General features: G+C 43.4%; 24 protein-coding genes and 1 riboswitch. Of the genes, 22 read left to right on the top strand and 2 right to left on the bottom strand.

Annotated features, from left to right (window positions below; genetic code table 11):
* Positions 1 to 59: 59 nt before the first annotated feature.
* Complete coding sequence (locus NFU07_RS02340) at positions 60 to 419, top strand: GNAT family N-acetyltransferase (RefSeq protein ID WP_251474069.1); 360 nt, start codon at positions 60 to 62, stop codon at positions 417 to 419.
* Positions 420 to 607: 188 nt separating this feature from the next.
* Here NFU07_RS02340 and NFU07_RS02335 read toward each other — a convergent pair whose 3' ends face one another.
* Positions 608 to 1114 carry a DUF309 domain-containing protein gene (locus NFU07_RS02335; protein ID WP_251474067.1) on the bottom strand — a complete coding sequence of 169 codons (507 nt, stop codon included), beginning with the start codon at positions 1112 to 1114 and terminating at the stop codon, positions 608 to 610.
* A gap of 133 nt (positions 1115 to 1247) precedes the next feature.
* Between NFU07_RS02335 and NFU07_RS02330 the strand changes: the two genes are divergently transcribed.
* The 11 genes from NFU07_RS02330 to NFU07_RS02280 all read left to right on the top strand — a co-directional run bounded on the left by NFU07_RS02330 (position 1248) and on the right by NFU07_RS02280 (position 12783).
* Positions 1248 to 2021, top strand: coding sequence for a segregation/condensation protein A (locus NFU07_RS02330; RefSeq protein ID WP_251474065.1), 774 nt, complete (start codon positions 1248 to 1250; stop codon positions 2019 to 2021).
* Complete coding sequence (gene scpB, locus NFU07_RS02325) at positions 1999 to 2589, top strand: SMC-Scp complex subunit ScpB (protein ID WP_251474063.1); 591 nt, start codon at positions 1999 to 2001, stop codon at positions 2587 to 2589. The genes NFU07_RS02330 and scpB overlap by 23 nt, the downstream gene beginning before the upstream one ends.
* Before the next feature lie 381 nt (positions 2590 to 2970).
* Positions 2971 to 3702 carry a pseudouridine synthase gene (locus NFU07_RS02320; RefSeq protein WP_251474047.1) on the top strand — a complete coding sequence of 244 codons (732 nt, stop codon included), beginning with the start codon at positions 2971 to 2973 and terminating at the stop codon, positions 3700 to 3702.
* Positions 3703 to 3739: 37 nt separating this feature from the next.
* The gene (gene resA, locus NFU07_RS02315; RefSeq protein WP_260107330.1) at positions 3740 to 4342 is read left to right on the top strand and encodes a thiol-disulfide oxidoreductase ResA; all 603 of its coding nucleotides are present in this window, start codon (positions 3740 to 3742) and stop codon (positions 4340 to 4342) included.
* A 14-nt stretch (positions 4343 to 4356) separates the two neighbouring features.
* Positions 4357 to 6006 carry a cytochrome c biogenesis ResB family protein gene (locus tag NFU07_RS02310; RefSeq protein WP_251474043.1) on the top strand — a complete coding sequence of 550 codons (1650 nt, stop codon included), beginning with the start codon at positions 4357 to 4359 and terminating at the stop codon, positions 6004 to 6006.
* Positions 6003 to 7187: a c-type cytochrome biogenesis protein CcsB gene (gene ccsB / locus NFU07_RS02305; RefSeq protein ID WP_251474040.1), complete on the top strand. Its 1185-nt coding sequence runs from the start codon at positions 6003 to 6005 to the stop codon at positions 7185 to 7187. The genes NFU07_RS02310 and ccsB overlap by 4 nt, the downstream gene beginning before the upstream one ends.
* Before the next feature lie 382 nt (positions 7188 to 7569).
* On the top strand, positions 7570 to 8286 hold the full coding sequence (locus NFU07_RS02300; RefSeq protein WP_251474037.1) for a response regulator transcription factor: 717 nt from the start codon (positions 7570 to 7572) through the stop codon (positions 8284 to 8286).
* Entirely contained in the window at positions 8279 to 10060 is a 1782-nt protein-coding gene (locus NFU07_RS02295) for an ATP-binding protein (protein ID WP_251474035.1), read from the top strand. Before NFU07_RS02300 ends, NFU07_RS02295 begins: the two co-directional genes overlap by 8 nt.
* A 45-nt stretch (positions 10061 to 10105) precedes the next feature.
* Complete coding sequence (gene sigX / locus NFU07_RS02290) at positions 10106 to 10639, top strand: RNA polymerase sigma factor SigX (protein ID WP_251474030.1); 534 nt, start codon at positions 10106 to 10108, stop codon at positions 10637 to 10639.
* A complete protein-coding gene (locus NFU07_RS02285) occupies positions 10629 to 11831 on the top strand; it encodes a hypothetical protein (protein WP_251474024.1) in 1203 nt (400 codons plus the stop codon). The genes sigX and NFU07_RS02285 overlap by 11 nt, the downstream gene beginning before the upstream one ends.
* 90 nt (positions 11832 to 11921) lie before the next feature.
* Positions 11922 to 12055: riboswitch (FMN riboswitch) on the top strand.
* Between the two features lie 146 nt (positions 12056 to 12201).
* Positions 12202 to 12783, top strand: coding sequence for an ECF transporter S component (locus NFU07_RS02280; RefSeq protein WP_251474022.1), 582 nt, complete (start codon positions 12202 to 12204; stop codon positions 12781 to 12783).
* Positions 12784 to 12900: 117 nt separating this feature from the next.
* Here NFU07_RS02280 and NFU07_RS02275 read toward each other — a convergent pair whose 3' ends face one another.
* On the bottom strand, positions 12901 to 13152 hold the full coding sequence (locus NFU07_RS02275) for a ferredoxin (RefSeq protein WP_052654464.1): 252 nt from the start codon (positions 13150 to 13152) through the stop codon (positions 12901 to 12903).
* A 106-nt stretch (positions 13153 to 13258) separates the two neighbouring features.
* Here NFU07_RS02275 and NFU07_RS02270 point away from each other — a divergent pair, with 106 nt between their 5' ends.
* From NFU07_RS02270 to NFU07_RS02225, 10 genes are all read left to right on the top strand, one after another.
* A complete protein-coding gene (locus NFU07_RS02270) occupies positions 13259 to 14284 on the top strand; it encodes a YpbB family protein (RefSeq protein ID WP_251474010.1) in 1026 nt (341 codons plus the stop codon).
* Positions 14281 to 15705 carry a RecQ family ATP-dependent DNA helicase gene (locus tag NFU07_RS02265; protein WP_251474008.1) on the top strand — a complete coding sequence of 475 codons (1425 nt, stop codon included), beginning with the start codon at positions 14281 to 14283 and terminating at the stop codon, positions 15703 to 15705. The genes NFU07_RS02270 and NFU07_RS02265 overlap by 4 nt, the downstream gene beginning before the upstream one ends.
* 79 nt (positions 15706 to 15784) lie before the next feature.
* Positions 15785 to 16564, top strand: a complete 780-nt coding sequence (locus NFU07_RS02260; RefSeq protein WP_251474005.1) for a LysM peptidoglycan-binding domain-containing protein — start codon at positions 15785 to 15787, stop codon at positions 16562 to 16564.
* Between the two features lie 71 nt (positions 16565 to 16635).
* A complete protein-coding gene (locus NFU07_RS02255) occupies positions 16636 to 17265 on the top strand; it encodes a CBS domain-containing protein (RefSeq protein ID WP_235196478.1) in 630 nt (209 codons plus the stop codon).
* A gap of 77 nt (positions 17266 to 17342) precedes the next feature.
* A complete protein-coding gene (locus tag NFU07_RS02250) occupies positions 17343 to 18107 on the top strand; it encodes a metallophosphoesterase (protein ID WP_251473998.1) in 765 nt (254 codons plus the stop codon).
* 18 nt (positions 18108 to 18125) lie between these two features.
* A complete protein-coding gene (locus NFU07_RS02245) occupies positions 18126 to 19094 on the top strand; it encodes a YpdA family putative bacillithiol disulfide reductase (protein ID WP_251473996.1) in 969 nt (322 codons plus the stop codon).
* 141 nt (positions 19095 to 19235) lie between these two features.
* Positions 19236 to 20204 (top strand): asparaginase, encoded by a 969-nt coding sequence (locus NFU07_RS02240; protein ID WP_251473993.1) that lies wholly within the window; start codon positions 19236 to 19238, stop codon positions 20202 to 20204.
* A gap of 81 nt (positions 20205 to 20285) precedes the next feature.
* Positions 20286 to 20966: a glutamic-type intramembrane protease PrsW gene (prsW, locus tag NFU07_RS02235; protein WP_251473991.1), complete on the top strand. Its 681-nt coding sequence runs from the start codon at positions 20286 to 20288 to the stop codon at positions 20964 to 20966.
* A 507-nt stretch (positions 20967 to 21473) separates the two neighbouring features.
* Entirely contained in the window at positions 21474 to 22148 is a 675-nt protein-coding gene (cmk, locus tag NFU07_RS02230; RefSeq protein WP_235196468.1) for a (d)CMP kinase, read from the top strand.
* A 1-nt stretch (position 22149) separates the two neighbouring features.
* Positions 22150 to 22740: a lysophospholipid acyltransferase family protein gene (locus NFU07_RS02225; protein ID WP_251473990.1), complete on the top strand. Its 591-nt coding sequence runs from the start codon at positions 22150 to 22152 to the stop codon at positions 22738 to 22740.
* Positions 22741 to 22805 lie beyond the last annotated feature (65 nt).

Genomic DNA, 22805 nt, shown 5'->3' with positions numbered 1-22805 from the left:
TTTCCGAGTTTATAGTAGGATAAAAAAAGCCGCTTAAACATGAAAATGAGGGATCGGATATGTTATTCAGATATAAGAAATCATTTGAGAAAATCGCTATGGGTCTGTTATCGTTCATGCCGAAAGAGCGAGAGTTGAAGAAACTGCAGCAAACGATGCATATATATGAAGAGAATCCGGATTGGCAGCTATACCTCTGGAAAAAAGGCGAAGATTTTGTCGGGCTTTTAGGTGTTGAAGTGCAAGAAGATTACTTTGTTATCCACCATGTTTCAGTAAATCCGTCACATAGGGGCGATGGAATCGGCCGGGCAATGGTTGAGAAAATCCAGCAAACCATGCAAGGCAAAGAAATGCGGGCAACAGAAGAAACCCAGTCTTTTTTAGAAAAATGCCCTGAAAAAAAAGCTGAGTTATAAGTTAAGCGGTTTTCTAAAAACAGAATAGAATAAAAAAGAAAGTGCTGGTGATGCACTTTCTTTTTTTATGGTAATTATTATATCTATAAAATGTTTACAGCCGTTTTTAACCAAATAAAAAAGCACTGCTGAGATAGCGCGTGCATTTTCTAGTAAAAAAGATTCAACAACTGACTATATTAAAATCATTAAAGTTCTAAATTTCTGCGCTTGCGTTGTTCGCGAAGGTTGATGATGGAGGAGCGGTCGCGCAGGCGATGCTTATGCATGAGATAATAAGGGTCTTGAGCAGCATTTGGATGCTGTTGCCGGTACTCTGACACTGCATTTTCAAGCTCTTTTGATGTGATGGCTACCTTGAATGGAGCAAAAGGTTTTCGTTCTGTGACGGCATCTATCGCATGTGTCAGGCAATCAATCAATTGTTGTTCGTCGAATCCCTCTGTCCAGACGCCAGCGCCTGTAAGTTTTACCCTAGAGCGGATAAATGAGCGCAATGCCCCTGGATAATTGCTTCTTCTCCAATGGTACATCCCGACTGCCAATTGGATCCAGCCGGTCAAGGGGTGCGTTTTATCTTTCGGAGCTACTGTTTTCCAATACTCTTCTCCTACTTCATGGCATTCGAAATAATCTTCTTCATAATTGAAATGGATAATAAATTCAATAAAAAGTGTATGGTGGAGTGGGTGCATTTTAATCCCCTTTCTACTATAATATAATGAAGTTGATTGAATCGAAATGCAACTTCATTTATATGGATTAGGCGCTAGCCGTAAGCAATCTATTTATTCAATATTACTGAAATTAACAGTCAGGTGGTCAATCATGTCTTATGAAGTGAAAGTAGAGGCTTTTGAAGGTCCTCTTGATTTATTATTGCATTTAATACACCGTTTGGAAATCGATATTTACGATATTCCAGTTTCTGAGATCACTTCTCAGTATATGGAACACATTCGCGCGCTCCAAGTCCTTGAATTAAATGAGGCGAGCGAGTACTTAGTAATGGCCGCTACATTGCTGGCAATCAAAAGTAAAATGCTGCTGCCGGTCCACGAAGGGGACATAGAAGAGATTGACTACGAATTCGATGAGCAAGACCCGCGGGATGAGCTGGTTTCCAGGTTGATCGAATACCGCAGATTCAAAGAAGCTTCCATAAAGTTAAAAGAGCTGGAAGCGAATCGGTCGGCCATTTATACAAAAGCGCCGATGGATTTAAACGAACTTCAACCAAACCTTTCCAATGAGAATGTAGATTTGGAAGTCAACGCCTATGATATGCTTGGTGCATTCCAAAAAATGCTTCGCCGCAAGCAGCTTAAAGCACCGCTCTCGGCCCGGGTCACACGCCAAGAAGTATCTATTAAAGATCAAATGGGGTCGATTGTCAATCGGCTGAAGAAAGCGAATGGCCGGACCAACTTTGCCGATCTTTTTTCTTCCGATGATAAAACGGTATTGGTAGTATCGTTTCTCTCTATTTTGGAATTGATGAAACGGCAAGTGGTAAAAGTAGAACAAGAGAAGAATTTCACCGATTTAATGGTGGAATTAAAAAAGGAGACGTGGGATTATGATGACGACTCTTTCGAGTAAAATAGAAGCATTGTTGTTTGTGACAGGTGATGATGGCTTGACCATGAAGCAGCTTCAATTTTTGACAGAGGCTGAAGAAAATGAAATTCAAGAAAGTGTCGAGGAATTGACACATAAATATAACAAGGACGATTCAGGAATCATGCTGAAAGAATTAGCTGGAGTTTATCAGCTCGTAACCAAACCGGAAGTGGCAGAAACGATCCAGAAACTGGTCGAAAATCCGACTAGCCAAGCGCTTTCGCAAGCGTCACTAGAAGTATTGGCGATTGTTGCTTACAAACAGCCGTTGACACGGTTGGAAGTGGAAGATTTGCGGGGAGTGAAAAGCGAAAAGCCGCTGCATACATTGGCAGCAAAAGGGTTGATTCAGGAAGTGGGCCGTGCTGAAGGCGCGGGTAGAGCGATTCTTTACGGCACAACCAAAGAATTTCTAAATTATTTCGGCTTGAAAGACATCAGCGAATTGCCGGCATTGCCGGAAGAGGCAAATGAAAGCCAAGATGAAGAAACAGACCTGTTTATGACAAGATTCCAAGACGCTTTTAAAGAAGAAGTAAAAGCATAATGGGTTTGAGGCGGCCGATATTCGGCCGCCATTTTTTGTTCGTTCAAAAAAGCGGCAACTGTGGTTTTCTTTTGATGGAATGGCATTCAAAAGCTCACATCGCATTTTTTAGGCGGCTATCGACCTCATTTTCTTGTTAGCCGCAATGCGGAGCACTTTCTCTTTTCTTCGAAATGTGACATAATTCCGAGTGAGACTACGGGAACAAGAGTGTGCGAAAGCAGGCGCTTCCGCTTTTCAATGTCTAGTTGCAGCGCCTAGCTCCTCGGGATCTTAAGGCAATACACTCCGGAAATCAAGATTTCTTTCGTGTATTGCCTTAAGCCTGTCGGAGCTGACCAGGCGCTTCCGCTTTTCAAAATATATCAATGAGGTGAACTTATGGAGAGATTACAGAAAATGCTTGCGCATGCAGGCGTTGCTTCAAGACGGAAGTCGGAGCAATTGATTTTAGATGGCAAAGTACGGGTTAATGGAAAAGTGGTAAAAGAATTGGGCACTAAAGTTTCCCAATCAGACACTATTGAAGTAGAAGGCGTTCAATTGGAAAAAGAGCAAAAAGTTTATTATCTACTATACAAACCACGCGGTGTGATTTCAGCAGTAAGCGATGACAAGAACCGCAAAGTAGTGACGGATTTCTTTGATGATATCGATAAACGGATTTATCCGGTAGGGCGTCTGGATTACGATACTTCTGGACTATTGCTGATGACAAATGACGGCGAATTTGCCAACATTCTTACGCATCCTAAATTTGAAATCGATAAAACATACGTAGCCCGCTTGAAAGGAATCCCGACAAAAGAGGATTTACAGAAATTAGAGCGCGGCATCAAACTGGAAGACGGTATGACAGCACCAGCGAAAGTTAAATTATTGTCCGGGGATAAAAAGACAGGCAAAGCGATTGTTCAAATTACCATCCATGAAGGACGGAACCGACAAGTGAGAAGAATGTTCGATGCAATTGGTTTCCCGGTCCAAAAATTGAGCCGTGAACAATTCGCGTTTTTGACATTAAAAGGTTTGAATGCAGGCGAATCAAGAGAGTTGTCTGCTCATGAAGTAAAACTGCTGCGTGTAATGGCAGAGACTGGTAAGCGCCACTAACGTTCACAAACCCTTCAAAACTCCATCCATTACAAGTATGAAACTTTGCTATAATTGGATTTGCATTCTAAACCTCGAAGGAGGAATAAAATTGAACGAAAAGAAAAACAAGAAGAAGCAAAATAGGCTCATCATGAGATCGGCTATTTTGCTTGTTTTAATCGCTGCAATCGGCTATACCATATACAATAGTGCGACAGCAGACGACGTGACCGTACTGGAAGTTGGGGATAAAGCTCCTGATTTCGCATTAGCGGACCTAGAAGGCAATGACCATAAATTGTCCGATTACAAAGGGCAAGGGGTATTCTTGAATTTCTGGGGAACTTGGTGCAAACCGTGCGCCAAAGAAATGCCGGCGATGGATAGACAGTTTGATGTATTTAAAGACCAAGGCGTTCAAGTGTTGGCTGTGAATATAGCACAGTCCGATTTTGAGGTGCAGTCTTTTTCAGATCAATACGGCTTATCATTTCCGATTGTGATCGATAAAACCAAAAGTGTCATGACCGCTTATAATATCCGGCCGTTGCCGACAACGGTGCTAATCAATCCAGAAGGTGAAATTGAACGGATCGTCACGGGTGAAATGACGGAAGAGGATATCAAAGGTTTTATGGAAGAAATCAAACCTGAATAAGGAGTTTTTTTCGGATGGAGAAAATGCAATGTCAATGCGGTCATCTAAATCCGCCCGGAACAGTATTGTGTGAAGCGTGCGGACGCTCGTTGACTGAAAAAGAACAGAACAGCAAGCTTGTGGATATGAGATATGAAGGAACTGCCAGAAGATCGCAAACTTACAATAAGTCGATAATCGATAAAATCTGGAATTTCTTTTCCAGTGTTAAAGTAGGAGTCAGTTTAATTGTTCTCTTGCTTGTTGCAGCGGCAATCGGAACCATTTTGCCTCAAAAAGCTTATATTCCGGCTACAACAGCAGCGGATATTAAAGATTACTATGCAGATGTCTATGGAAGCGTTGGACGTGTTTACCATTTTCTCGGATTCCATGACATGTACAGTTCTTTCTGGTTCATCCTTTTAGTCGGTTTACTGGCAATTTCATTGATTGTAGCGAGCCTGGACCGTTTCGTTCCGCTCTACCGCTCATTAAAGAATCAGCGTGTGCTGCGGCATATCAGTTTCATGAACAAACAGCGGATTTTCGCAGACGGCCCTGGAGCTGAAGACAGCTTGCAAAAAGCCGAAGCGAAGCTGAAAGAACTTAAATACAAGGTCACCACAGACAAAAATGGTTTACTGGCTGAAAAAGGCCGGTTTTCTAGATGGGGCCCTTATGTCAACCATATCGGTTTAATCATTTTCCTTTTCGGGGTCATGCTGCGGATGATGCCGGGCTTTTATGTGGATGAAAGTCTTTGGCTGCGTGAAGGAGAGACAAGAGCCATTCCGGAAGCACCGGGTTATTCCTTGGAAAGCAAAGGCTTTGAAATGGAGACTTATACAGGTGAAGATGACGAAGCGGTCTTTAATGAAGCAATCGACCGTGTCGGTTCGGTAGCGAAAAACTATCAAACGGACATCGTTCTTTATCAGAAGCCTGAAGATAGCTTGCCCGGTGCAACAGATCTTGAAAAAGTGAAAGAATCCTCTATCCGCGTTAACGAACCGTTAAAATTTGATGGATATGCAATTTATCAAATGGATTTCCGTTTAGATGAGCTGAAAGCCATGAACTTTGAGTTAACAAACAAAGAGACAGAAGAATCACTAGGGGAATTGACGATCGATTTGATCAACCCTGAAAAAATATATGAATTTGAAAATGGCGCTACTGTGAATTTATTGGGTTATTATCCGGACTTTTCGGGCTTTGAAAATGGAGAACCCCAAACTGCCACGCCATTGCCAAATAATCCAGGGTTTTTAGTAGAAATGAAAACACCCGAAACCCCTGATGGGGAAACCAGTTTTATCACGATTAAAAATACAGTAGAACCTTTTGGGGAAAACAAATATAAACTTACTTTCCAAGCAGCGGAAACTCGTGATGTCTCCGGATTGACCATCCGTAAAGACCGCACTTTGCCGATTCTCGGTTTAGGTGGGCTGATCTTTATGATCGGGGTTGCACAAGGGATGTACTTTAACCACCGCCGTTTCTGGATTCAGCAAAAAGCGGATGGCGAAATCATTCTAGCAGGCCATACCAATAAAAACTGGTTCGGCTTGAAGAAAGATCTTGACCAAGTGACGGAATATGCATCGCTTCCTGCGTATGTAGACCAGCAGGAGGAAATCGAGAAAGCAGAGAAATTGGAAAGTGAGGAACAGTCATGAGTTTAACTGATTTAAGCGCAAACCTTTTATATGTCGCATTTTTTGCTTATTTAATTGCGGCAATCGTATTTGGGGGAGCAGTAAAAGGAAACAAAGAAGGTTCATTTAAATCCGAAGGCCGATGGGGCAAGATCGCTTTCATCATTACCCTCGTCGGCTTTATCGCCAACTTAGGTTATTTCTTTACCCGTTGGGGCGCGACGGGACATGCGCCATTGAGCAATATGTTCGAATTTACGACAGCATTCGGTATGACGCTTGTCGCGGGATTCATCGTGATCTATGCATTATATAAAACACCGGTTGTCGGGATGGTCGTATTGCCTGTCGCATTATTGATCATCGCATTCGCAAGCATGTTCCCGAGTGAAGTCAGCCCGTTGATCCCGGCGCTTCAGTCTAACTGGTTGGCAATCCATGTCAGCACCGTAGTTCTTGCCGAAGGGGTGCTGGCGATCAGCGCTGCTGCCGGATTGATTTACTTGTTGAAAGTGGTTGATCTCAATAAAAAATCCAAGCAGCGATTTTGGCTGGAAGCCATTATGTATTCATTGGTCCTTGTTATCGGATTTGTTGTAGCAAGTTCGTATTTTTCATTAACAGGCTATGAATCAGATTTCACTTATGTGGATAAAGAAGGGTCAGCTGCTGAAATTACGTATCACATGCCGGCCATTTTCGGAATGCATGAATACGAGCAACTGTCTGCAGACAAAATGACGCCGTTGATTGAAACTCCTGCAGTAGTAAATGCCGGCAAATTGACGACTGTTACTTGGTCCTTTATTGTCGGAACGATCATTTACTGGTTGATCCGATTAATTGCACGGAAAAGAATTGCAGCAATCTTCAAGCCATTTGTTAAAAATGTCAACTTGCAATTAATGGATGAAATCGGATACCGTGCCGTAATTATCGGTTTCCCGCTCTTCTCGTTAGGTGCATTGATCTTTGCTATGATTTGGGCGCAAATCGCTTGGTCCCGCTTCTGGGGTTGGGACCCGAAAGAAGTATGGGCACTCGTTACTTGGTTATTCTATGCAGCGTATCTCCATCTCCGCCTAGGAAAAGGCTGGCACGGAGAAAAATCAGCATGGCTTGGTGTGGTCGGTTTTGCCATCATCATGTTCAACTTAGTCGCAGTAAACTTAATCATTGCTGGTTTGCATTCTTACGCATAACAAAGAAAAGCGGAAACAGCCGATTAGGTTCGACAGGCATAAGTCGAGCTGGCGAAGCGGCGTACTTTGCCGCACAGCCAGAATGGCTTATGCCCCGAGAACCTGGCTGTTAGAGTCTGGACAAAGAAAAGCGGAAACAGCCGATTAGGTTCGACAGGCATAAGTCGAGCTGGCGAAGCGGCGTACTTTGCCGCACAGCCAGAATGGCTTATGACCCGAGAACGTGGCTGTTGGAGTCTGGACAAAGAAAAGCGGAAACGCTTGGAATACTCAGCAACCTTACAATAAAAAGCCTTTTCCGCCTTGGAAAAGGCTTTTTATTTATTTTTACAAATGTTGACGGTACAATGAAAACTAAGAGACAAAAGTTGGAGGGATTACGATGTCAGAAGAAATTACGATTTTGGTGGTAGATGACGAAGAAAGAATCCGAAGATTGTTGAAAATGTATTTAGAGCGTGAAGGCTATATTGTAGAAGAAGCTGAAAACGGCGTGCAAGCGCTGGAAATGGCTTTCGAAAAAGATTACCATTGCATCTTGCTTGATTTGATGATGCCGGAAAAAGACGGCATTGAAGTGAGTACGGAATTGCGCGAGAAAAAAATGACCCCGATTATCATGCTGACGGCAAAAGGGGAAGAGGCTAATCGTGTGGAAGGTTTTGAATCGGGCGCAGATGATTACATAGTCAAACCTTTCAGCCCTCGTGAAGTTGTACTGCGGGTGAAAGCGATTCTGCGCCGATCTTCTGCTTATTCTCCGGTGGCGAATTCATCTGTCTCGAAAGATCTGGTTGTCTTCCCTCATTTAACGATTGACCATGATGCGCACCGTGTCACGGCGGATAATGTGGAAGTGAATCTGACGCCGAAAGAATATGAATTGCTTTATTTCCTGGCAAAATCACCGGACAAAGTATTTGACCGCGAACATTTGCTGAAAGAAGTTTGGCATTATGATTTCTTTGGTGATCTGCGCACGGTGGATACCCATGTTAAACGGTTAAGAGAAAAATTGAACCGGGTCTCTGAATCCGCAGCGAAAATGATTGTAACGGTTTGGGGCGTCGGTTATAAATTCGAGGTAAATAATGAATAGAATATGGAATAGTGTCGTCGGGAAGCTGTGGATCACCATACTGCTTCTCGTTTCATTTGTCCTGTTTATTGTAACGGTTCTGTTGCTCGAGTTTTTGGGGAATTACCACAGCGAAGCGGTGGAAGAAACCTTGAACAAAGAAGCGGCCACCATTGCCAGGATTTTTAACGACCATGGAAATCTGAACATCTCGCTTACGATTATAGAAGATATTTTAGGTCCTGAAACGAATGCGGTAATTGCCGAAGTGCCTTATGAAAGCTCTTATTTTATCCATGATGGCAAAAATGGTGATGAAACAAGGGAGAAAATCCTTAACGAACCAGCCTTCCAAAAAGTTTTTGAAACGGATGAAACCGTGATGAAAGAAATGCTTTTGCCATCACTGACTGAAGAAAAACGGATGGAATCCTATATCGTATTAGCTAGTCCGCTTCAAACGGGCGATGAAGTCCATGGCACTGTCTTTATCTATCAGTCGTTAGAAGTGATGGACCGTACAGCTAGCCGCACAACCAATATTGTTTTTCTTTCGGCTTTTATCGCATTTATTCTAACAACTTTTTTTGCATTCTTTTTATCATCCAGAATCACATCTCCCCTCCGCAAAATGCGCGAAGGTGCATTTGAACTTGCGAAAGGGAATTTTGATACAAAAGTCCAAGCCACTTCACGAGATGAGATCGGCCAGTTGGCGACGGCCTTTAACCAGATGGGGCAACAATTAAAGCATCATCTTGAAGTGATCGGACAAGAGAAAGAACAATTATCAAGTATATTAACGTCAATGGCGGATGCCGTCATCACCTTTAACCAAGACCGCACAATTTTGCTGAGCAATCCGCCGGCTGAAAAATTATTGCAGCATTGGCTCTTTAAAAACGGCCCTGAAAAAGGACAGCCGCTTCCAGCTGAATTGCTTCATATGCTTGAGCATGTGCTCGATTTCGAAGAAGAAATTGAAGAGGAACTGGAAATTAAAGGCGCATATTATGGCGTTTCTTTCAGTCCGTTATATAGCGGGGAATCTATTCGCGGAGCGGTAGCCGTCTTGCACAATATGACGGAACAGCATCGCTTGGAAAAACTGAGAGAAGATTTTATCGCCAACGTTTCGCACGAATTGCGTACGCCGATTGCCATGCTGCAAGGCTATAGCGAAGCGATCCTCGACGATGTCGGAGCCTCCGAGGAAGATCGCCGCGAAATGACGAAAATCATTTACGAAGAATCTCAGCGGATGGGTCGTCTGGTTACCGATCTCTTGAATTTGGCCCGGATGGAATCCGGCCATATGCGATTGTATAAAGAGTTGGTTCAATTGAACGGAATTGTGGAACGAATGACGATGAAGTTTTCGCAAGTAGCAAAAGAAAACGGCATCCATTTATCTTTTGAAACGGACATGGACGATTGGGCGGCAGCTGAACTTGATGAAGACCGCATTGAACAAGTCATGACGAATCTGATCGATAATGCGATGCGCCACACTCCTGAAGGCGGAGATGTCGTCGTAAAAGTCGAACAAGAACAGGGCTATGCCAAAATCTCGGTGAATGATACCGGCGTCGGAATCCCGGAAGAAGATCTGCAATATGTCTTTGAACGGTTCTACAAAGCCGATAAGGCTCGTACATTAGGCAAAGGCGGAACCGGCTTAGGTTTAGCGATTGCCAGCAATATCATTGACTCCCATGGAGGCAAGATTTATGCAGAGAGCAAAGTGGGTGAAGGTACTTCTTTCATTTTCTTATTGCCTTTGAAAAAAATGTAACTTTGCTGGACTGAAAAACGACTAATCTAAGAACGGGGGGAGCATATGAATGACTCCGTTTTCCATCGGCTTTACGATGAGTACCATCAGGATGTCTTTCAATTTCTAATATACTTAGTGAAAAACCGCCATCTGTCGGAAGATTTGATGCATGAAGTCTATATACGCGTCTTTAAAGCATATGACCGGTTTGAAGGGAAAAGCTCTGAAAAAACGTGGCTTTTTTCGATTGCGAAAAATGTAGCGATTGATCATTTCCGAAAAGTTGCGGTGCGCCAGAAGCATTCGATGGAACATTTCGATTGGGAAACCCAGCAATTGGTTTCCCCGGAGAAAATACCGGAAGAAGTTTCGTTATTGAATGAAGATAAGATTTTACTGTATAAAACTTTGGATTTGTGTACAGGCGATCAGAAAATGGTTATCATTATGCGCTTTTTCCAAGATCTATCGATCGCTGAAACGGCGGAAGTCCTCGGCTGGACCGAAGGCAAAGTAAAGACGACGCAACACCGTGCAATTAAGTCGCTCCGTGAAAAATTATCCTCTATGGAAGGGGGAGAAGCGCATGCCGAATAAGCAATGGGACGATGACCAGATTGAAAGTATGCTGAGGGAGTTCCCGCAGATTAAAGACGAACGGTCTAAAGAAGAAGTTTATATGCGCTTAAACCAGGTCGCACCTGTGAAGAAAAAACCAAAGCGGTGGCTGCCATTTTTGGTCGCGGCTTTGGCATTTATCACGGTTGGCGTTTTAATCGCCTCCATTATCAGCCAAAATGGCATGAATAGCGCATCTGATTCCAGCGGTTCGGAAAGTTCAAAAGATGAAGCGGTCACATCGGATGTAAACAATGTAAACGAACAGGCTATACCGGAAGCGGAAAGTTCAGAAGGTGCCAGTTCAATCGAAAGTTTCGGTGTAGAAGAAAGCGGAGAAGCTGCCGGAACACAGGCAATATATGAAGATGATTTGAACGGCAACACGCTGTTTACGATCGGCTTGACCGAAAATGCATTTGTTATCCCAGTGTCTTTCCTAATTCCGGACGAACAGATTGCCCAGGATTTTTCGCAGGAAAACCCTTCATCCATTGACTTGTATAACAGCTATGCGAACCAATTGGATGAGCAGGCTTTAGGATTTGATGAGTACCATCCTTTGCTTGGCGAACTTTCTGCAAATGGAAGAGTGGCAGAGCACGTGCTGCCGGCCGATCACCAATACGATATGGCCTCGGCAAGCATCGAAGTCTACACACGAACCCTCAAGGAAACTTTTAAAGACATGGATGAAATTCGGGTGACTGATGAGCAAGGGAACCCTGCTGAGTTCAGTCAGGTAGGAGCCATGGAGCCGATTCAGACGGCTCTGAAAAAGCATGCCTATTATTCTTATACGGCTGCTGACGGCAAGGTCTATTCTGTACCCGATTATGGAGTGGTCTATGAGTCAGCTTCTGAAGCGCTAGCTGCACTTGGAAATTCACCGAATGATTTTCTCGAAAACCCCATTTTGCGAGATGTGGAATATGAAGCTTTAGAAAATGAAGAATCGATAACGGTCAATTTTTCTGAGTTGCTGGATTTGAATAGCTTCGATGAACAGGCCGTTCGGAAAATGATTGAGAATTTGTCATTGACTGTGAAATCGTTCGGAAAACCAGTTGAATTAGTGGGAGTAGAGCAAAGCGAGTGGCAGGAGTTTAATTTGCAGGAGCCGCTTCCCGTACCGGAAGCGCCTAACCACCTTCAATGGACCTTGAATTAAAAGAAAAAATAAATAAAAAGGCATAATGTGAAGCATTTCTGTTTACATTATGCCTTTTTTCTACTAATATTAGGACATAACAAAATATCGATTCATCTTCGGGGCAGGGTGCAATTCCCTACCGGCGGTAATTGGACAGCAGTCCTTAAGCCCGCGAGCCGTAAAACGCAGGATTTGGTGAGATTCCAAAGCCGACAGTATAGTCTGGATGGGAGAAGGTGAAGGTGCGGACGTGTATCGTTTACATATAAACGGAACGCTATTTTAAGTGTGCCTTTTCTCCCTTAAGTGAAGTTTGCTTAAGGGATTTTATATGTGGCAGCATAGTCCAAGCCTTTCTTCTGGTGAATCACGACAAGGAGAGAGGAATATGAAGAACAAAAAATTACAATCCATGATTGTAATCGGAATGTTGAGCAGTATTTCATTTATTTTGATGCTCTTTAACTTTCCATTACCAGCATTACCCGCATTTTTGAAAGTTGATTTCAGTGATGTGCCGGCTTTGATTGCCGCAATCACAATGGGTCCGGTTGCCGGAATCCTAGTGGCGTTTTTCAAAAACGTACTGGACTGGTTATTTGCAGGAAGCCCGACAGGAGTGCCGGTTGGCCATTTGGCAAACTTTGCGACAAGCATTCTGTTCATTACACCTGTTTATGTGATTTACCGCAGAATTGCTTCTAAAAAAGGCATGATCCTCGGTTTAACTGCTGGAACATTATCCATGGCTATCGGTATGAGCCTCTTGAATTATTTGGTTTTCTTGCCGATGTACACTTACTTCTTAAATATGCCGGCTGAAACAGGCAATGCCCTATTCGGCACAATCGTGCTCGGTATCCTGCCTTTCAATCTGATTAAAGGAATTGCACTTGCTGCTGTTGTCTTATTGATTTTTAATAGCATGTACTCCTGGATTGAGAAACAGCGGCTTTATTACCAATCATAAATCATAGAAAAGCAGGAAACCATTGACCGAAGCTTGCGAGGTCAGTGGCTTCCCTGCTTTTTTTACTGCAAAAAAAAACGCATGCAAGGCAAAAGCCTTACATGCGCGTATTTATAATCAGTCTTCGTATTTTAATGGATTGCCTTCAAACGGGGCATCCGCAACTTTAATGGAGTCAGTTGGGCAGCCTTCAAATGCATCTTCCATGTCTTCTTCCAATTCGTCTGGAACTTGCTCAGTCCCCATGTTATCATCTAGAATAACAAACGCAATTCCTTCGTCGTCGTAGTCATAAATGTCAGGTGCAGCAGCTCCGCAAGCGCCGCAAGCGATACATGTATCCTTATCGACAATGGTATACTTAGCCATAATTATTTTCCTCTCCTTTATCTCCGAACAAGTTCAGTTATACTATCGTATTCATTCTAAAGGTGTTTGTGAAGATTTTCAACCAAAAACGCTAGGGGGACCGCTCTTGTTATTTGATGAACTTGTAATTGCCATCATGAAAACCATAAATCTGGAGCGGACGTTATCAGCTCCTTACCATATTATTAAAGGGAAAAAGTCAGGTCAAACAATTCAAGATGTCGGTTATTATAAATTGCATCCTTATTTTGGCTTGATGCCAAAGTTGGAGAAAAAGGTCTACGATCAAGTAGTAAAAGGTTTGATCAGCAAAAAATACATACGCTTCAATGAAGATGTCATTGATTTGACTGAACAGGCATTGACCCTTCCGCTGCCTGCTACAAGCTTAAATGGCTGGAAGTACAGAGGAAATGAGATGATTTTCTTCAATCGCCTGTCTTTGGTGATCCAGACTCTTTCCCATACGAGCCAATCGATCAATAAATTCGATCCGATTGACAATTCTGACGACATCCAAGGATGGGTGAAAAGGTATTTAAAGGCTATCCATTTCCGTGACTTGGGATCCGTTGCTAAGTTAAAGGCAGAAATTCTAGATAGCCTTCAAGCCCTTGAAGTAAGCGATGGCCATAAAAACGCGCTGATGCAGCGTTTAAGCGGTTTCGGATGGAGTGGGCTTACTTGGGAGCAAATAGCGGATATCCAAGGGATACATGTCTTAGATGCCCGATTAGCGGTGATTGAAACCTTGCATGCTTGGCTGGAAATGATAGAAGAAAAGCGGCATCCCTTATTAAGTAGGATGAAAGAAAATATTGTCGAATTATCAGCATTGACAGAATCCACGAGAAGAACGGAGAAACTGTTCAAAGAAGGGCACTCACTGGCTGAAATAGCTTCAATCCGGCAGTTGAAAACCAGTACCATTGAAGATCATTTTGTTGAACTCGCTATGAACGATCCGCTATTTGATTATTCGGCGTTCCTGAGCCCAGAATTGTACGGGGAAATTACAGAAATCAGCAAAGCCGAACAGACAAAGAGATTGCGGAATATAAAAGACAAGGTTCCTGCAGCCAGTTATTTTCAAATTCGTCTAGCTTTAGCTATAAAGGAGGAAGTGAAATGAAACTGGAGGAATTGCTCCATCAGACATACGGATTCACATCTTTTCGGCCTGGCCAAAAAGAAATCATCGAACAAGTGGTGGCAGGAAACGATGTGATCGCTTTACTGCCTACTGGGATGGGTAAATCGATGTGCTATCAATTGCCCGCCTATCTGCTGCCCGGCAGTGTTCTTATTGTGTCGCCGCTCTTGTCGCTAATGCAAGACCAAGTCGCCCAGTTGAAAAAAATGGGCGAAAAATCAGTGGTGGCCCTCAATTCATTTTTGAAACGGGAAGACAAAGAAAAAATCTGGCAATCGCTGAACCAATACCGCTTTATTTTTATTTCGCCTGAGATGCTTGTTCAGCCTTTTGTCAAAAGACAATTGGAGCAGCTTAACATTTCCTTGCTAGTGGCGGATGAGGCGCATTGCATCTCGCAATGGGGCTTTGATTTCCGTCCTGACTATCTGCGGATCTCTGAAATTTTGCCTGTGCTGGGCAATCCCCAGGTGTTGGCATTAACCGCAACAGCCACTGCCAAAGTCACCAATGAAATAAAAACTTATTTGAAAATTGACGAACCGTTTGTCTATACCCATCCGATGGACCGGAAAAATATCGCCTATGACATCAAGCGTTTTGAAAATACGGGAGAAAAGCTCCAATGGCTTCAGGATTTTGTACGGAAATTTGAAGGGCCCGGAATCATTTACGCGGGCACACGCAAGAAATCGCAGGAACTCGCAGCTCTCTTAAATGAATCCGGGATTTCGGCAGCCTACTATCATGGAGGCATGGAGCACCAGGACCGGATATTCGTCCAGCAGCAATTCCAAAATAAAGAATTGGAGTGGGTTTGTTCGACAAATGCATTTGGAATGGGTGTCCACATTCCGGATATTCGACACGTAATCCATTTTCAGTTGCCGACTTCAATCGAAGGCTATGTCCAGGAAGTCGGAAGGGCAGGACGCGACGGCAAACAAGCGCTTGCGACTTTATTGCTGGCGCCTGGCGACGAAGGGCTTATGGAAAGCATCGTGCTAGAAGATCTTCCGACCAGAAACGAAATATATGAGGTCCATCAATCGAACGATCCAAAACGGTTAGTAAGCGATGGGATTGTACGTGAAACGGCTTACCGGGTCATTGACTATTGGTTAAAGCAATTGTCGGTCGAAGAGACATACAAGCGAATAGAAATGCTTCAACAAGAAAAAGTGAAACAAGCCGGAAAAATAAAAAAGCTCGTAACCATTACATCCTGTATTCGTCAATATCTAATAGAGAGCTTTGATCAGGAAATGACTCAAAAACCGGAAAGCTGCTGCGTGAATGACCGCATCGATTATGAAGCTTTTGAGCTGCGCAATGAAACGGTTAAAAAGAGGGATCCGTTAAGTTGGCAAAATCGGCTAAATGCACTATTGCCTTTATGACAAACTATGGAAGCCTCATTTACAAACTGGATATTTTTCGGCATAATAAAGATATTAGTTAAGATAGGGGTAGTCTACTATGGGAAAACAGAATTATCGTGAATCAGTTGAAAAAGACCGACAGGAAATTGCCGTAGAACGAGGCTCCGCTCCTTCAAGACGAGCGCAGCGAAATGCAGTCAAAGAAAAACCGAAGAAGACCAAGAATATGTTATTGCCGGCTTTATTTTTCATCTTCATTTTAATCCCTGTTACCATCCTGTTTTATGTGGCCTTCTTATTTGAACCCGATGATACATTGCCGATGGATGAAACTGCGAACGAAGTAAGTGTTGAATCAGGATCGGCTTCGCCGGATACTGCTGCGATTCCTGGTGAAGATGAAGAACAGGATGAAACTTCAGCTGCAGATGAGCAGGCTGAAAAAGAAGCAGCGGCGAAAGCGCAGGCTGAAAAAGAAGCGGCGGCGAAAGCGCAGGCTGAAAAAGAAGCGGCGGCGAAAGCGCAGGCTGAAAAAGAAGCGGCAGCGAAAGCCCAAGCGGAAAAAGAAGCGGCAGCGAAAGCCCAGGCTGAAAAAGAAGCGGCAGCGAAAGCCCAGGCTGAAAAAGAAGCAGCTGCGAAAGCCCAGGCTGAAAAAGAAGCGGCAGCAAGAGCGCAGGCTGAAAAAGAAGCAGCTCAAAAGCCAACACCGCCAGCATCTTCAAAGTCCCATACAGTTCAAGCAGGTGAAACTTTATACCGCATAGCTGTAAATACTTACGGAGCAGCCGGAGCCAGCGTGGGAGTAGAAAAAATCAAACAAGCAAATGGATTGCCTTCGAACGAAATCAGTGTTGGCCAGACTTTAGTCTTGCCGTAAAAAGGAATTCCAGCGGTACACGTCGAAATATAATTAAAGAGAGACAAGAATCTAAAGTAGAGGTGAACTGCATGTTTGTGAAAAGCGTGATGGTCAAGAGAGAGAAATGCATAACAGTGACAATGGATGATTCCATTGAAAAAGGAATGGATTTGCTCGAAAAGCATACAATAGATGCACTTCCGGTCATAGATGGAGTAGAATATAAGGGAATCTTTACGTGGTACCATGCTTACCGTGCATTTTTCCACTCAGGGAAGACGAAGGAAGAATTTATTAAAACAGCTAAAGTCAGCGACGTTGTCGTTAATCAGGACGTGTATTTAGGAATAGATGATGTCTACGAAAAAGCGATCCTTGAATTGAATGATTTTCCGATTATTGCGGTAGTCGAAAAATCAGAATTTCTAGGAATCGTTACACGTTTTGATATTATGAACCAATTGCAAAGTGCATTCGGCATGAACAAAGAAGGCGTCCGCATCACTTTCACGTCTGTTGAGTCAGAAGGCCGAATTGGCCGTCTCGGCGAAATCATTGAAAAACACAAAGAGTCGGTTATTTCATTAGTGACATTTGATGAAACGGACAAATTGGTCCGCCGGATCGTTTTAAAAGTACGCAAAAAAGACAATGTCGATAAATTTAGAAAAGAGTTGGAGAAATCCGGATTCCGGGTACTCGATGTTTCAGAAGATTGATCTTATAAAATAATAGTTAAAGAGGCGGAAGCAGAGCTTTGCTTGTGCCTCTTTATTGATTAGAAAGGATTCTTTAAGTGAAACTGATTTTGAAATTCGGGTTGGCGGCTATGGGGCTGCTTCTTTTTATGTTCAGGAACGCCCATGTCCATACCTTAAAGCGACAAACTCTTTACCTGAAAGCAAAACAGCCGTTCAAACCGTTTGAAATGGTTTTTATTTCAGATATTCATCATCGGGTCCTTTCTGAAAAGATGATTGATTTTCCTGTCGATCTTATTGTCATCGGTGGCGATATTGCTGAAAAAGGAGTACCGTTAAAAAAAGTGGAACATAATTTAAAGGTTTTAAGCTCTCTTGCACCGGTATATTTCATATGGGGCAATAATGACCGGGAAGTCGATGAAACGGAGTTGAGAAGCTTATTCGAGCGTTATCATGTGCGGTTGCTGGAAAATGAAGCGGTCCCGCTTTTTGGAAATAGCCGACTTAAATTAGTGGGCTTGGATTATTTCGCTTTCAGGGAAAACCCATTGGATTCAAGCTTTGAGAATGTGGATCCTGATGACACGGTCATTTTTGTTTCGCACACGCCTTTCATTTTTCCGCGGGTGAAGGCGGATTATCCAGTAGACTTCATGCTGGCTGGCCATACACATGGCGGCCAGATCCGGCTCGGGAAGTGGGGACTCTATAAAAAAGGCAGCCTTACAGAAGAAGACGGGGTTTACCGGCTTGTCAGCAATGGCTATGGTACGACCCATCTGCCGCTGCGTTTAGGGGCGGAAGCTGAATATCATTTATTTACTATTAAACCAAAAGAAAGCACCAAATCGATTTAAATCCGGGAGATGTTAGATGTGGAAACAAAAGACGTTGTAATTATTGGTGGGGGTCCTTGTGGTCTCGCTGCAGCTATTGCGATACAAAAAATCGGATTGCAGCCAGTCGTAATTGAAAAGGGCAATATTGTAAATGCCATTTATCATTACCCGACCCATCAGACTTTTTTTAGTTCCAGTGAAAAACTTTCAATCGGCGATATTCCGTTTATTACAGAAGACCGAAAAGCGAAGCGCAACCAGGCTTTAGTCTATTACCGAGAAGTTGTGAGACGGAGCGGAATCGATGTCCGGCCGTTTGAAAAAGTGTTGGGCGTTACTAAAGATGGTCTCTTTAAAGTGGAAACAACGAAAGGCGTATACGAAGCGAAATATGTAATTGCTGCTACAGGCTACTATGATCAGCCAAACCAACTGGACGTAGAAGGGGCAAAGTTGCCAAAAGTTATGCATTATTTCAAAGAAGGCCATCCGTATTTTGACCAAAACGTGCTGGTAATCGGCGGCAAAAACTCTGCGGTTGATGCAGCGCTTGAACTGCATAAAGCGGGCAGCCATGTTACCGTGTCTTATCACGGGACAAGTTACTCGAAAAGCATCAAGCCTTGGATTTTGCCCGAATTCGATAGTTTAGTACGCAAAGGCGAAATTACAATGTTATTCGATTCGATTGTGGACCGAATCTCAGAAACCGAAGTTGAGCTTACGGTAAACGACCAAAAAGAAGTGATTCCAAACGACTTTGTTTTTGCGATGATCGGCTATCATCCGGATCATGAGTTTTTGACGAAACTTGGCATTACGATCGATGGAGCAACAGGCCGCCCGGAAATCAACGAAGAAACATTGGAAACCGGAGTGGCAGATCTCTACATAGCGGGGGTCATTGCAGCTGGCAATAATGCCAATGAAATCTTCATTGAAAACGGGCGATTTCATGGCGATCAGATTGCCCAGTCCATAGCGAGTAAAGAAAAACTCATTTAAAACTGTATATGTTACTTAAACTTTAGGGTGAGCTTTAAGGTTCTGGAATTTTCCAGAACCTTTTTCTATTTATTTCATGAAGAAAGCCTTTTTTGCCATCTGGAATAGTGTAAAATATAGGGGGGAAAGGGTGTATATACGATGAATAAAAAAGTTTCTTTGATCACTACAGGGGGAACAATCGCGAGTAAGGAAATTTCGAAAGGGTTGTTGAAGTCCGGTGCTATATCCGGTAGGGAATTAGCGGCATTATGCCAGTTGCCGGAAGAAATCGAAGTAAATGTAATCGATGTTTTCCAATTGCCGAGCATGCATATCGGCTTTGAGGAAATGGAAATAATTAAACAAGCGATCGATAAAGAATTGCAAGATGAGAATGTGGATGGAGTAGTAGTGACGCACGGTACGGATACATTAGAGGAGACTTCTTACTTTTTGGATTTGACGGTGGACGATGAACGTTCGGTAGTTGTGACGGGTTCGCAGCGTTCACCGGATGATGTCGGAACAGATGTCTATTCGAATCTGCGGAATTCCATTTACGTGTCAGTCGATGAAACTTTGCGCGGTGTCGGAACGGTAGTCGTCTTTAATGAACGGATCTATTCAGCGAAATACGTTAAAAAAGTCCATTCGAGCAACCTTCAAGGATTTGACTCTTTCGGACACGGCTATTTAGGGATAATTGATAATGATGTTGTGAGTGTTTATCAAAAGCCGATTTCACGGGAAGTCCATTCCTTAAACGGGGTTCTCCCGAAAGTGGATATTGTAAAATGCTATTCAGGCCAAGACGGCCGTCTGGTTGATTTATTGGTTGAAAGCGGTTCTAAGGGGATTATTCTGGAAGCGGCAGGAAGAGGCCAAGTATCGCCGCATATGGTCGATGCAATAGAACGTGCTGTGAAAAAAGGCGTAATAGTAGTTTTAACAACGAGTGCCGAAGAAGGAAATGCTTATCCAAGTTACGGCTATCCAGGAAGTGCACATGACTTGTTGTTAAAAGGCGTTCTTTTGGGAAGTGATTATGACAGTAAAAAAGCAAGGATTAAATTAGCGGTAATGCTGTCTGAGAAGAAAGAAATAGATATCAATAGCTTTACTTATTGAATTTCAACTAGGACAGATTCGGCTAAAATTTTCCAGTGAATCGTGTTATACTAAAGAGACTTTAAGCAAAGGAGCAGGCGTATGATTATTTTACTGACAGTTGCAATTGCTCCCAGTTTAGCTTTGTTTAGTTATTTTTATCTCCGCGATCAATTTTCGAGTGAGCCATCACGGCTTTTGCTGAATTGCTTTATTTACGGCGCAGTCCTAACTTTTCCAATCATGTTTATCCAATATGTTTTCCAGACTGAAGGCGTTTTTACCCATTTGTTTGCTCAAAATGTTCTTTTCGCAAGTGCTGTAGAAGAGTTTTTTAAATGGCTGGTATTGATTATAGCAGTTTACCGGCATATTGATTTTGAAGACCCGTATGACGGAATTCTTTACGGAGCAAGTGTCTCTCTTGGGTTCGCGACGGTTGAAAATGTGCTTTACCTGTTGGAATTCGGATTACAGACAGCTTTTATACGGGCTTTCCTTCCGGTTTCAAGCCATGCGCTATTCGGAGTAGTGATGGGCTATTATTTAGGAAGAGCAAAATTTACAAATTTAAATGATGGCCGCAAATGGCTTTTCTGGAGTTTATTGGCTTCATTGGTGCTCCACATTCTTTATAATTCAATCTTGTATTCAAATACGAGTTGGTCGTATGGAGTTATTCCGTTCATGTTGTTCCTTTGGTGGTTTGGCCTCCGGAAAGTCAAGCAAGCGCATCAACTGTCTTTAACGCATTATCACGACAATACTTCGCTGCATCCTTAAATTCGGATGCGGCGATTTTTTTATTTTCCTTGGAAGTCTATCTAGCTATAATGGGCGCTTGCACTTTTTAACTTTCTGGACTCAGGCGCCTTCGCTTTTCTTGTCTAGCTCCAGCGCCCAGATTCTCTAGGTCATAAGCCAATCCCTCTATGCGGCTGAAGAGACGCCGCTTCGAGCAATTGTCTTATGCTCGTCGAATCTACACGGGCACTTGCGCTTTTCTTGTCTAGCTCCAGCGCCCAGATTCTCTAGGTCATAAGCCAATCCCTCTATGTGGCTGAAGAGACGCCGCTTCGAGCAATTGTCTTATGCTCGTCGAATCTACACGGGCACTTGCGCTTTTCTTGTCTAGACTCAGACTGCCTAGCCCCTCGAGACGCTTCGGACTTTCAGTTAATGGCAAAAAGCGCCATTAACTGAAAGTCCTCCAGCGCTAGTCGGTGCTGGATAGGCGCCTTCGCTTTTCTATGTTAAAATAAATCGAATACATATGATGAGGTGACTGTTTTGGCTAAACCGATACAAATTGCGATCGACGGACCTGCGGCGGCAGGAAAAAGTACGATTGCTAAAATTGTGGCAGAGAAATTAGGGTATATATATATTGATACGGGAGCGATGTACCGTGCGATTACGCTGAAAGCGATCAATCAAGGCATTGATCTTTCGAGCAATGAAGAAGCGGGCGCTTTGCTGTTGGAAACGGCAATTGATCTTCAGCCTTCAACGAACGGACAGCTAGTATTTTTAGATCGAAAAAATGTGACGGAAGAAATCCGGACGCAAGTTGTGACACAAGCCGTATCGCAGATGTCTGCACACGGGCTTGTACGTGAGCGCATGGTTGAGTTGCAGCAGCAATTGGCTGAAGGGCGCGGTGTCGTAATGGACGGCCGTGATATCGGCACACATGTGCTGCCGAATGCTCCGCTGAAAATCTTCATGTCAGCAAGTGTAGAAGAACGTGCAGCGAGAAGATTCAAGGAAAACAAAACGCGCGGAATCGAAACGCCGCTTCATGAGCTTCAGGCTGAAATTGCCAAACGCGATAAAATGGACAGCGAACGCGAAGTGGCGCCTTTGAAAAAAGCGGAAGATGCTATTTTCTTGGATACCACCACTTTAACGATACAAGAAGCGGCTTCAGAAATATTGAAATTGGCAGAAGAAAGGTTGAGTTAAAGTGAACTTATATGCATTTGGTAAAGCATTGGTTAAAACAGCATTAACTCCTTTGTACCGATTTGAAGTGATCGGTGCTGAAAAATTCCCTAAAGAAGGTGGAATCCTGCTTTGCTCGAATCATATTCATGCACTGGATCCGCCGGTCGTCGGCATGACAGCTCCACGAACTGTCCATTTCATGGCTAAGGAAGAATTATTTAAGCTGCCGGTGCTTGGCGGCATTTTGCCGAAAGTAAATGCTTTTCCTGTGAAGCGCGGAATGAGCGACCGGGAAGCGATGCGGACAGCATTAAAAGTGCTGAAAAGCGGAGAAGTGGTCGGCCTTTTTCCGGAAGGCACCCGGTCAACTGACGGGGTTTTGAAAAAAGGCTTGAGCGGGGCAGGTTTCTTTGCTCTGAGAGGCGATGCAGACGTGATGCCGTGTGCGATTATCGGACCTTATAAAACGTTTAGAAAAGTGAAAGTGGTCTACGGTGAACCGATTCAAATGGCCCCGTATCGAGAAAGAAAAGCTTCAGCTGATGAAGTGACCGAAGTGATAATGGCAAGCATCCAAGATATTCTAAATGAATACAGTAAAAATAAGTGATTATTTTTGTTTTTATTAGAGAATTCGAATAAAATAGGAAGTGGATAGTTTGTGAAGGAGGGCTA

Source organism: Planococcus sp. NCCP-2050 (assembly GCF_023708025.1).
GTDB lineage: Bacteria > Bacillota > Bacilli > Bacillales_A > Planococcaceae > Planococcus.
Note: the sequence above shows the minus strand (reverse complement) of the source record. Positions and strands in the feature narration are given on the sequence as shown.

Excerpts from the sequence above, each read along its gene's own strand:
- NFU07_RS02260 (WP_251474005.1), top strand. The coding sequence starts at position 15,785 with ATGGGAAAACAGAATTATCGTGAATCAGTTGAAAAAGACCGACAGGAA.
- NFU07_RS02330 (WP_251474065.1), top strand. The coding sequence starts at position 1,248 with ATGTCTTATGAAGTGAAAGTAGAGGCTTTTGAAGGTCCTCTTGATTTA.
- NFU07_RS02240 (WP_251473993.1), top strand. The coding sequence starts at position 19,236 with ATGAATAAAAAAGTTTCTTTGATCACTACAGGGGGAACAATCGCGAGT.
- NFU07_RS02265 (WP_251474008.1), top strand. The coding sequence starts at position 14,281 with ATGAAACTGGAGGAATTGCTCCATCAGACATACGGATTCACATCTTTT.
- NFU07_RS02300 (WP_251474037.1), top strand. The coding sequence starts at position 7,570 with ATGTCAGAAGAAATTACGATTTTGGTGGTAGATGACGAAGAAAGAATC.
- ccsB (WP_251474040.1), top strand. The coding sequence starts at position 6,003 with ATGAGTTTAACTGATTTAAGCGCAAACCTTTTATATGTCGCATTTTTT.
- NFU07_RS02255 (WP_235196478.1), top strand. The coding sequence starts at position 16,636 with ATGTTTGTGAAAAGCGTGATGGTCAAGAGAGAGAAATGCATAACAGTG.
- NFU07_RS02310 (WP_251474043.1), top strand. The coding sequence starts at position 4,357 with ATGGAGAAAATGCAATGTCAATGCGGTCATCTAAATCCGCCCGGAACA.
- NFU07_RS02320 (WP_251474047.1), top strand. The coding sequence starts at position 2,971 with ATGGAGAGATTACAGAAAATGCTTGCGCATGCAGGCGTTGCTTCAAGA.
- NFU07_RS02295 (WP_251474035.1), top strand. The coding sequence starts at position 8,279 with ATGAATAGAATATGGAATAGTGTCGTCGGGAAGCTGTGGATCACCATA.
- NFU07_RS02280 (WP_251474022.1), top strand. The coding sequence starts at position 12,202 with ATGAAGAACAAAAAATTACAATCCATGATTGTAATCGGAATGTTGAGC.
- resA (WP_260107330.1), top strand. The coding sequence starts at position 3,740 with ATGAAACTTTGCTATAATTGGATTTGCATTCTAAACCTCGAAGGAGGA.
- scpB (WP_251474063.1), top strand. The coding sequence starts at position 1,999 with ATGATGACGACTCTTTCGAGTAAAATAGAAGCATTGTTGTTTGTGACA.
- sigX (WP_251474030.1), top strand. The coding sequence starts at position 10,106 with ATGAATGACTCCGTTTTCCATCGGCTTTACGATGAGTACCATCAGGAT.
- NFU07_RS02340 (WP_251474069.1), top strand. The coding sequence starts at position 60 with ATGTTATTCAGATATAAGAAATCATTTGAGAAAATCGCTATGGGTCTG.
- NFU07_RS02285 (WP_251474024.1), top strand. The coding sequence starts at position 10,629 with ATGCCGAATAAGCAATGGGACGATGACCAGATTGAAAGTATGCTGAGG.
- prsW (WP_251473991.1), top strand. The coding sequence starts at position 20,286 with ATGATTATTTTACTGACAGTTGCAATTGCTCCCAGTTTAGCTTTGTTT.
- NFU07_RS02335 (WP_251474067.1), bottom strand. The coding sequence starts at position 1,114 with ATGCACCCACTCCACCATACACTTTTTATTGAATTTATTATCCATTTC.
- NFU07_RS02275 (WP_052654464.1), bottom strand. The coding sequence starts at position 13,152 with ATGGCTAAGTATACCATTGTCGATAAGGATACATGTATCGCTTGCGGC.